Genomic DNA, 9324 nt, shown 5'->3' with positions numbered 1-9324 from the left:
CGTGGCCGCCGAACTCAACAGCCGCCCACGCAAAACGCTCGACTGGGAAACCCCAGCCGAGCGCCTCGCTAAGCTACTGGACCTAGCCAGCTGACCAGCAGTGTTGCAACGACCCCTGGAATTCGCCCTGTGGCGGGGGCCCGCGGCGGCCGGCGCCGGCGCCGAGGTGCGCGGGCACCCCCTGTTCACGCATCTCGACAACGAACGTCTGACGGTCGCCAAGGAAGCGGCGGACCTCACCCTCCGGCTCGGAGACGTGGAGCCGATCCTGGGAGCCTTGCGGGCACTGGCCGACCAGCATCGCCTGGACGAGCCGCTGCACAGCCGCCTGGTCCTCGCCCTGGCGATGTCCGGGCGGCAGGCCGAGGCCCTGGAGGTCTTCCACAGCCTGCGCGACCGGTTGCGCCACGAACTCGGAGTCAGGCCTTCGGCCGGTCTGAGCCAGGCCCACCAACAGGTACTGGCCGGGGCCCCGCTCGCGCCCCCGGCACCCGTCGCTCCCGTCGCGGCCGAATCGCCTCGTAAGGGCACGCTGCCCTCCCCTTTCCCGCGCCCCGCCCAACTACCGGCCGCGCCGTCCCACTTCGTGGGCCGGGACGCCGAAGTCGAACGCCTGCTGTCCCACTTCTCCTCCCACCTCTCCGCCCGCCTCTCTTCCGATGTCTCTTTCGGTTTCTCGTCCGGCAACGGCGCGACTCCCGAATCCCGGGCCCTGATCATCAGCGCGATCGGCGGCATGGCCGGCGTGGGCAAGACCACGCTCGCCCTCCACCTCGCCCACCAGGTCGCAGACCGGTACCCGGACGGGCAGTTGTACGTCAACCTCCGCGGCTTCGACCTCCACGGATCGGTGACGACGCCGGCGGAGGCGATCCGCGGCTTTCTGGAGAACCTCGGTATTCCCCCTGGTCGGATCCCCGACGAACTGGACGCTCAGGCCGCCCTCTACCGCAGCCTGCTGGCCACGCGACGTGTGCTGGTCCTGCTCGACAACGCCCGCGACGCGGAACAGGTCCGGCCCCTCCTTCCCGGATCGGCGGGCTCCCTGGTGCTCATCACGAGCCGAAACCAGCTGAGCAGCCTGGTGGCGGCTCACGGGGCGCACCCGTTGATGCTGGACGTCATGTCCGCCGAGGATGCCCGGGAAGCTCTCGTACGCCGGCTCGGGGCCGACCGTGTCGACAACGAGCCCGAGGCAACGGAAACGATCATCTCCCTGTGCGGCCGGCTCCCGCTGGCCCTGTCCGTCATCGCGGCCCGGGGCCTGATGAACCCTCATCTGCCGCTGAGCGCGATGGCCGAGCAGCTCCAGGAGGCCCACGGAAGTCTGGACGCCTTCCAGAGCATGGATCACTTCAGCGACGTACGGGCGGTGTTCGGGTGGTCCTACCGCACCCTCTCCGACGCGACCGCCCGCCTGTTCCGGCTGCTGTCGCTGCATCCCGGAGCCACTTTCGACACTCGCTCCGCCGCCGCGCTCGCCGGGCTCACCCTCCGCGATACCCGCACTCTGCTGGACGAACTCGTGCGGGCGCATCTCGTCGGTGTGGAGCAGCACGACCGTCATCGCCTCCACGATCTGCTGCGTGCCTACGGACGCGAGGCGACCGAAGCCCATGACACCCAGCACGACAGGAACGCGGCCGGGGAAAGGCTGTTCCAGCACTACCAGCGAACAGCGCACACCGCCCTGCGCCAACTGGACCCGGCCCGCATCTTCCCCACCCCCACCCTCACACCCGCCCCTGTCCCCGTCTCCGTCCCCGGTGGGAGCGGACCGGTCGCGCCCGACACCGGACTCAGCACCCCGGAAGCGGCGGTGCGATGGTTCCGGACGGAACGGCTCACACTGACCGAGCTCGTACGTCAGGCCGCGCGGGACAACCTGGCCGGCGACGCCTGGCGGCTGGCACGCCTGCTCGATCCGATGTACGCGCGGGTAGGGCACTGGCACGACTGGGCGGACCTCCAGCTCACCGCACTGGGCGCGGCCCAGCAGTCGGGGGACGCGACCGGCCTGGCACACGCGCACGCGGGCCTGGGACGGGCCCGGTCACTGCTGCGGCAGTACCGGTCCGGCGAGGAACACCTGAACCAGGCCCTCGCCCTGTTCGTGGCCTTCGGCGACGACATGGGTCAGGCGCACTGCCTGCGGCTGCTCGGCTGGCTGATGACCCGTACGGAACGCGACCACGAAGCGATCGACCGCACCCGGCAGGCCCTCGACCTGTACCGGATCGCCGGGCACCTCAGCGCCCAGGCCGAATGTCTCAACGCCCTTGCCTGGTTCCAGGCCTCGCTGGGCGCGTACGACGAATCCGTGACGAGCGCGGTGCGATCACTGCGGCTGTATCGCCGTACGTCCGACACCGGCGGGCCGGAGTACGCCCACGTCTGGGACACGCTGGCCTTCGCTCACCATCACCTCGGCAATCTGGCTCGGGCCCGTCTCTGCTACGAGCGGGCGATCCGTCTGCTGCGGGCAGGCGGGGACCGCTACAACGAAGCGGGCAGTATCAACCGGCTCGGGGACACGCTCGCTCTCGCCGGTGAGAGCGAGGCGGCTCGTGCCCGCTGGCGTGAGGCGGCCGGCATCATCGCGTCGATGGATCCGGACTGGGCGGCCGAGATCCAGCAGAAGATCGCCGCGGAGCCGAAGTGACACGGTCCTGGCCCCCCGGCATCCGTCATCGGGACAGACGCTGCCGCACCGACTCCGCGTCGGGGTGCGCGAGGCGGTCCAGGATCAGCAGAGCCTGGCGCCAGGAAGTACGGGCCTCGGCGCTGTCACCCGCCGCGTCCTGACTGTCGCCGATGTGGACGAGGGTGTCGGCTTCGAGGTATTCGTCGTGCAGGAGCCGGTAGAGCGTCAACGCGTGCCGGTAACAGTCGACCGCCCGCTCGTACGCGCCCAGATGGTGGTGGGCGTAGCCGAGGCTGTCCGAGGCGGCGGCTTCGCCGTTGACGTCGTCCAGGTGGTGGTGGAGATCGAGTGCCTGCCGGCACTCCACGAGCGCGTGGGTGTAGTCGCCGCGCAGGATGTGGGTCCAGCCCACCTCGTTGTGCACCTGGGCCCGACCGCTGCGCTGTCCCATGTCCGTGTAGAGAGCGTGGGCGACGGAGTAATGGGCCAGAGCTGCCTCGTGCCGGCCCTCCTTGTTCTCGAAGAAGGCCAGGTAGCGATGGGTTCGGGCCTGCCCGCCCGGGTCGGCGCCTGTCACGAACAGCTCCAGGGCCGTGGTGAGATGTTCTCTCGCCCGGCCCCCGGCACCGAGACGGCCGTGGCCGAACCCCAGAGCACGGTGTGCGTGGGCACGGCCGGAAAGGTCGCCCGATCGTTCCGCGGCATCGAGGGCCGCGCTCTGCAGGGTGAGCTGTTCCTGCCACCGGCCATGCCGGTCGAGATGGAACTCCACCGTGCCGGCCAACTGCCAGCAACGGGACGCGGCGTGCAGCCGGGCGGGACCGTACGCGACAGCGGCCAGGATGACGGCCCTGTGCGCCTCCATCCAGTTCGCCGCCTCTTCACGGTCGGCGAACTCGACGGGCGCCGCCCCGTCGACAGGCGCGGGGAGGGCCAGCCGCTCCCGGTGCGGAGCGAGCATGGCGCTCGCCCCGTGAGCACCGTGCAGCAGATGATCGAGCAACCGGGCCAGAGCCTCGGCCTGATCCTTCGGGGAGTCGTGGACGCGGAGCAACTCGCCCGCGTATGCCCGAAGGAGGTCGTGCCACACGAAGCGGCCGGGAAAGCGTTCGGTGAGCAGGTGAGCGCCGATCAGCTCGGACAGGACCGGCCGTAACCGCGCCTCGGGCAGCCCGAGAAGACTCGACGCGGTCGCGAGCGATATCTCCGTGCCCGGGTGGAGCGACAGGTGGCGGAAGACCCGGGCGGCGAGAGGCGTGAGTACTTGGTACGACCAGGAGAGGACCGTCGAGATGTCGGTGGCCGGATCCCCCGCCGACAGAGTCGCCAGCCGACTGCCCTCCTCCCGCAGTTCCGCGGCGAGGACGGCGAGATCGATGTGCGGGTTCATCACCGTGCGGGCGCTGACGATGGCCAGCGCGAGCGGAAGACCGGCGCACGAGCCGATGATGTCCTGGACCGCCCGAGGCTGCGCGGCCAGCCGCTCGTGACCCAGACGGCGGGACAGGAACGCCCGCGCGTCGGCGTCGTCGAGCACGTCGAGGGCGACCGGGTGCGCCCCCTCGGCGACCAGTCCGGAGAGGAAGGTACGGCTGGTGACGATGGCGAGGCAGCCGGCCGCGCCCGGCAGCAGCGGGCGAACCTGTTCGGTGTCCCTGGCGTTGTCCAGAACGACCAGGACCCGCTTTCCGGCCAGGAGACCGCGGTACAGGGAAGCCTGGGCGTCGACCCCCACCGGCACCTGCTCCGGGGCGACTCCCAGAGCGTCCAGGAACGAGCGCAGGATCTGCTCGGGACCGACCGTCGCCCCGCCCGGGTCGAAGCCACGCAGGTCGGCGTAGAGCTGCCCGTCGGGGTAGCGGTGCGCGACCTCGTGCGCCCAGTGGATGGACAGCGCGGTCTTCCCGACACCGGCCATGCCTCCGATGGCGCTGATGACGACCGACCGCGTGGACCCGCCGTCGGCGGGCAGCAGACCGCGCGCCAGGGCCATCTCCGCCTGCCGACCGGTGAAGACGCCCAGATCCGGGGGAAGTTGGGCGGGCGGCGCGTGCGGGAAGGTACTCCTACCCGCAAGAGCGTGGGTGCGGAGGGCATCCTCGGCCGCTTTCGCCAGCTCCGGACCGGGGTCGAGCCCGAGCTCTTCGCTCAGCCGCTTCCTGACATCCTGATAGCACTGGAGCGCATGCCGAGTGTGCCCCGTACGGAGCAGGACGGTGACGAGTCGTGCGTGCAGTACCTCGTCCAGCGGATGGGCGGCTGCCGCCCGGCGCAGCGACAGCAGTACGCGCTCCAGGTGAACGCCCCCGGCGTCAAGGGCGGCATCGGCCGCGTCTTTCACGGCGTCCGGGTACTCACGGCCGATGCGCGTGAACAGAGGATGTGTGCGCACGGATGCCGACAGTCCGCTGACGAGCGGTCCGCGCCACAGGTCGAGTGCCTCCATCAGGCGGCCCACGCACTCGACGTCGTCCCCGGCCCGCCGGTGTTCCGCGGCACGGGAACACAGGGCACGGAACTGAAGGAGGTCGAGCCGGCCGGTGCCGAGCTCCAACCGGTACCCGCCCGATGCCCGCACCAGAAGGGGGATCTGGGGGCTGCTCCCGGGCTGCGGACCGAGCACCTTGCGCAACGCGCCGACATGACGGTGCACGATGTTCGGCGCGCTGCGCGGAGCCGTCTCGCCCCAGAGCACGTCGACGATCTCGGACATCGGCACGGGCCGGTCGGCCTGAGTCAGCAGGACGGCCAGCAGGGCCCGCCGTGTGGACGGACCGAGGTCGAGTTCCGTGCCGCCCCGCCAGACCTTGAGCGGACCGAGCACCGTCGCACGCACGAGATCCAATTCCGTGCCTTCCGTTCCATGCCGGCCCAGGGTCACCGCCGGGCATCACCTTTCGGTCACCCATCCGTCACCACGTCCTGAGTAGCGTGGGCGCAGCCCGCTCAGCCGATGCGCGGGCAGGGAGCTGACCTGCGCATCCGGTCATCCGTACGCCCGCGGACGGCATTGGAGACACGATGTTGTTGACGATCATCCACGACCCTCGTCTGCTGCACGAACGGTTCCTGAAAGCATGCCGGAGCGCCACCGGCCCCGTCGTCGTGGTCAGCGACGTCACCCTCTTGATGAACAGCCCCGCGGCAGCGCTGATACGGGCTGACGACCGCTCGCTGTTGTGGGAGTGGGCGCGCAAGGAGGTCGCGTCCGGCGTGCGGGGAACGCCCGGACCACGGGCGGTCTCACTGGTGTCCGGAGCCAGGCCGCGACTCTGTGAGGGCATCTGGATGGGCTCCGCCCTGGTCGGAGCGATCGTCCGGCTCACCGTCCCCGCCTCCGCCCAGCCTCCACGTTCCCTTCCCCGTGCCGAGGGCCGACGCGTGGAATGGGCCGAGCTGACGGATTCACAGCGCATGGTGGCCGAACACGTCGCCCACGGCCTCACCAACCGTCAGACAGCCGACCTGCTGTCGGTCTCGCGTCACACGGTGGACTACCACCTGCGGCACATCTTCCGGAAGCTGCAGATCCATTCCCGCGTGGAACTCGCCCGCCTGGTGGCCGAGGTGGCTGCGGGCAAGGGGCGTCTGCGCGTGTGACCCTCCAGAACCCGTGGGACGCGTCTGTCCGATCTTCTGCTCGTCCAGCAGCGGGTTCCACACGGTTGCGAACTGCTCGTCGGTGAAGTCCTGGCGGTTGCGGGGCAGGCGCCTGCGAGCCGTCCGTTCCGGGTCGGTGGCGTGTCCGCGGCGTCCCCGGCGTCCGCGGATTTCGGCCGTGGTGCGGTGCCGCACCGGGGACAGCATCTTGTTCGCGAGTTGCGCGACGTGGAAGTGGTCGACCACGACGGTGGCGGTCGGCAGGCCGGCGCGCGGGGCGGCGCGGTAGGCGGCCAGCATGCCGATGGTGACGTGCCGGATGTTCCTGTGCCAGGTCAGGGGTGTGGTGGCGAGCCGGGCCGGTACGTCGGCGACGGTGCGGCCTCGACCTGGCCGAGCGGGCCACCGACGCCGTGCGCATCGACGAACCCGGTGTGCCACCGGTCCCTGGTCGGCTGCCGCGTGCCGCTGTCCCGATCCTGTTCCCAGCGGGGCCGCCCGCGCCGGGTCTCATCGATGCCCAGTACCTCGACCTCGACCTCGACCTCGACCTCGGCCTCGGGCAGCGGTGCCTCGGTGACCTGCCGGGCGGTGGCCTTGGAGGCGTCCGTCACGGTCGGCCGGGACAGGTGCGGATCGCGGGCGGCCCGGATGACTCAAGGGCGCCTTAAGACGGACGCGGCAGGCTCGTTCAGGCCACCGGCAGTGGTGGTGGGCCTGTGCCCGGGACCGGGCGCGGGCCCGGATCGGCGCTCGCGGACCGCCGTGAGCGACGGGCGATTCTGTGAATGGAGACACCATGGCCACGGTTGTGAGCACCGCGGTGGGCGAGCGGACCGGACCGCTGGACCGGCTGCGCGCCCTCCATGCCGAAGGGCGCCTTGCCGACGCGTACGACGAGGTGCCCGGTCTGCTTGCCGAGCTGGCCGCCGCGGGGGACCCCGCCGGGCCGCCGGCGCCGGACCTGGCGCGGGCCGGGCAACTGCTCTCCCGACTGGACCGGGAGGAGGTGCTGCGCGAGCACCCCGGCACCGAGACGTTCACCGTCGCGGTCACCGGCCACTCCACCCTGAACGGGCTCACGGCCCCGCTGACCGCCGAACTCGCCCGTCACAGCCTGCTGTTGAAGGTGCACGAGGGCGACTACGACTCATGGCGCCGCGATCTCCACAACACCGGCAGCGACGTGTACACCTCCGGCGCCGATCTGGCGCTGTGCGTGCTGGACGCCGAGATCATCTTCGCCGAACTCCCGCACCCCTGGCGGGTGGAGGACGTACAACGCGCCACCGCCGGGAAGCTGAACCTGATCAGGTCGCTCGCGGAGCGCTATGTCGCACGCGGCACCGGCACCCTCGTGCTCAACACCGTGCCCCTGCTGCGAAGCCATCAGCGACGCCTGGTCGACGCCCGGTCCAGGGCCCGGCTCGGCGTGATCTGGCGGGAGTTCAACGCGGGGCTGCTGCGGCTGGCCGCCGTGCACGAGCGCGTCCACGTCGTGGACCTCGACCCGCTGCTCGCCTCCTGCGGCCCGGTCAACGAGCCGCGGCTCGCCGCCTACGCCAAGGTGCAGTTCGGCGAGGAACTGCTGGCCGCCTACGCCCGCGAGGTCGGCCACCTGGCCCGGGCCCTGCGCGGACGCACCAAGAAGGTGCTGGTGGTCGACCTGGACAACACCCTGTGGGACGGCATCCTCGGCGACGACGGCCCGGACGGCATCGCCGCCGCCACCACCTACCGGGGTGAGGCGTTCGGCCGGTTCCAGAAGGCCGTCGCCCAGATCGGCTCCCAGGGTGTCCTGCTCGCCGTATGCAGCAAGAACGACATCGAGCCGGTTCGTGGAGTGCTGCGCGAGCATCCCGACATGGTGCTGCGGGAGAGTGACTTCGTCCAGGTCACGGCCAACTGGGAACCCAAGGACCGGAATCTGCTGGAGATCGCTCAGCGGCTCAACCTCGGTGTGGACAGCTTCGTCTTCGCCGACGACTCGCCGTTCGAGTGCGGACTGGTGACCCGCAGCCTGCCCGGCGTCGCCGTGGTCCGGCTCGACGAGGAACCCGCCCTGCACGTCGAGCGGCTGCTCGCCGACGGCTGGTTCGACGTACGGGAGCTGACGTCCGAGGACCGTGCGCGGGCGACGCAGTACCGCACCGAGGTCGCCCGCCAGGACCTCCTGGAGAGCGCGGACTCGATGGACGAGTACCTCGCGGAACTGGGTGTCGAGGTCGCCCTCTCGCCGGTACGGGACCACGAGATCGCCAGGGTCTCGCAGGTGACGCTGCGCACCAACCAGTTCAACCTCACGACCGAGCGGCTCCAGCAGGCCGATGTGAGGGCCCTGCACGAGTCCGCCGACGGGCTGGTGCTGGCGATCCGCTCCGGCGACCGGTTCGGGGACAACGGGCTGGTGGGTGCCGTCCTGGTGAGCGGTGTCGAGGCGGGTGGCGACGGGGCGGAGGGTGGCTGGCACATCGACAACATGCTGCTGAGCTGCCGGGTGTTCGCCCGCGGCATCGAGCAGGCCTGCCTGGCCGCCGTGCTGTCCGAGGCCCGGGCCGCGGGCGCGGGCGCCGTGTACGCCCGCTACCGGCCGACGGCCAAGAACCACCGGGTGCGCGACCTGTACCCGTCCATGGGCTTCGCGGAGACGGGTGAGAGCGCGGACGGCACCGTGTCGTTCCGGCACGACCTGTCCGACGAACAGCTGCCGACGACACCGGCGTACGTCCGTCTGACGGCGGACCTCGGCCGGCGGTCGTCCTGAGGCGGACGGCATGCGGTGGTCCGCGCGGCGGGCATGGCGGGGCGTGGCCACGTTCTTCCTGGACGGCTTCGGAGGGCTCGCCATGATGTTCGGCGTTGTTCCGCCGGGAACCGTCGTGCAGGCGAAGCAATGGTGGCTGGGCGACGCGGCCCCCGAGACCCCGGCCTACGCGCTCCCGCTCGACGAGCCCCCGCCCGCCCATCCTGAGCGGCTGGCGGCCGATGTGCCGCTGTCCCCGCGTGAACGGGAGCTGTGGGCGCAGTTGGAGGGGCACGGCCGGGTGGAGGACGGCCCCGGCCGACGGGAGTGACTGACG

Annotated in this window: 6 protein-coding genes; 4 read left to right on the top strand and 2 right to left on the bottom strand. The window is 71.1% G+C overall.

The genetic code is table 11. From position 1 onward, the window contains the following. Positions 1 to 100 precede the first annotated feature (100 nt). Entirely contained in the window at positions 101 to 2662 is a 2562-nt protein-coding gene (locus tag G3I56_RS41475) for a BTAD domain-containing putative transcriptional regulator (protein ID WP_164418516.1), read from the top strand. Between the two features lie 25 nt (positions 2663 to 2687). Here the strand turns inward: G3I56_RS41475 and G3I56_RS41470 are convergent, their stop codons facing one another. Then, positions 2688 to 5480: a BTAD domain-containing putative transcriptional regulator gene (locus G3I56_RS41470; protein WP_164418517.1), complete on the bottom strand. Its 2793-nt coding sequence runs from the start codon at positions 5478 to 5480 to the stop codon at positions 2688 to 2690. Between the two features lie 185 nt (positions 5481 to 5665). On the opposite strand from G3I56_RS41470, the gene G3I56_RS41465 reads away from it, so the two are divergent. After that, positions 5666 to 6244 carry a helix-turn-helix transcriptional regulator gene (locus G3I56_RS41465; RefSeq protein ID WP_164418514.1) on the top strand — a complete coding sequence of 193 codons (579 nt, stop codon included), beginning with the start codon at positions 5666 to 5668 and terminating at the stop codon, positions 6242 to 6244. 335 nt (positions 6245 to 6579) lie between these two features. Here the strand turns inward: G3I56_RS41465 and G3I56_RS41455 are convergent, their stop codons facing one another. Beyond that, a complete protein-coding gene (locus G3I56_RS41455; protein ID WP_164418510.1) occupies positions 6580 to 6858 on the bottom strand; it encodes a hypothetical protein in 279 nt (92 codons plus the stop codon). Positions 6859 to 7043: 185 nt separating this feature from the next. Here G3I56_RS41455 and G3I56_RS41450 point away from each other — a divergent pair, with 185 nt between their 5' ends. Beyond that, positions 7044 to 9008 carry an HAD-IIIC family phosphatase gene (locus G3I56_RS41450; RefSeq protein WP_164418508.1) on the top strand — a complete coding sequence of 655 codons (1965 nt, stop codon included), beginning with the start codon at positions 7044 to 7046 and terminating at the stop codon, positions 9006 to 9008. A 10-nt stretch (positions 9009 to 9018) separates the two neighbouring features. Next, positions 9019 to 9318 (top strand): DUF6059 family protein, encoded by a 300-nt coding sequence (locus G3I56_RS41445; protein WP_164418506.1) that lies wholly within the window; start codon positions 9019 to 9021, stop codon positions 9316 to 9318. Positions 9319 to 9324 lie beyond the last annotated feature (6 nt).

The sequence above is a fragment of the Streptomyces sp. SID12488 genome (genome assembly GCF_010548275.1).
Taxonomy (GTDB): Bacteria; Actinomycetota; Actinomycetes; order Streptomycetales; family Streptomycetaceae; genus Streptomyces.
This window is presented reverse-complemented; position numbering and strand designations above follow the sequence as displayed.

Bases quoted from the DNA above. Each gene is read 5' to 3' on its own strand.
- G3I56_RS41465 (WP_164418514.1), top strand. From the start codon at position 5,666: ATGTTGTTGACGATCATCCACGACCCTCGTCTGCTGCACGAACGGTTC.
- G3I56_RS41450 (WP_164418508.1), top strand. From the start codon at position 7,044: ATGGCCACGGTTGTGAGCACCGCGGTGGGCGAGCGGACCGGACCGCTG.
- G3I56_RS41445 (WP_164418506.1), top strand. From the start codon at position 9,019: ATGCGGTGGTCCGCGCGGCGGGCATGGCGGGGCGTGGCCACGTTCTTC.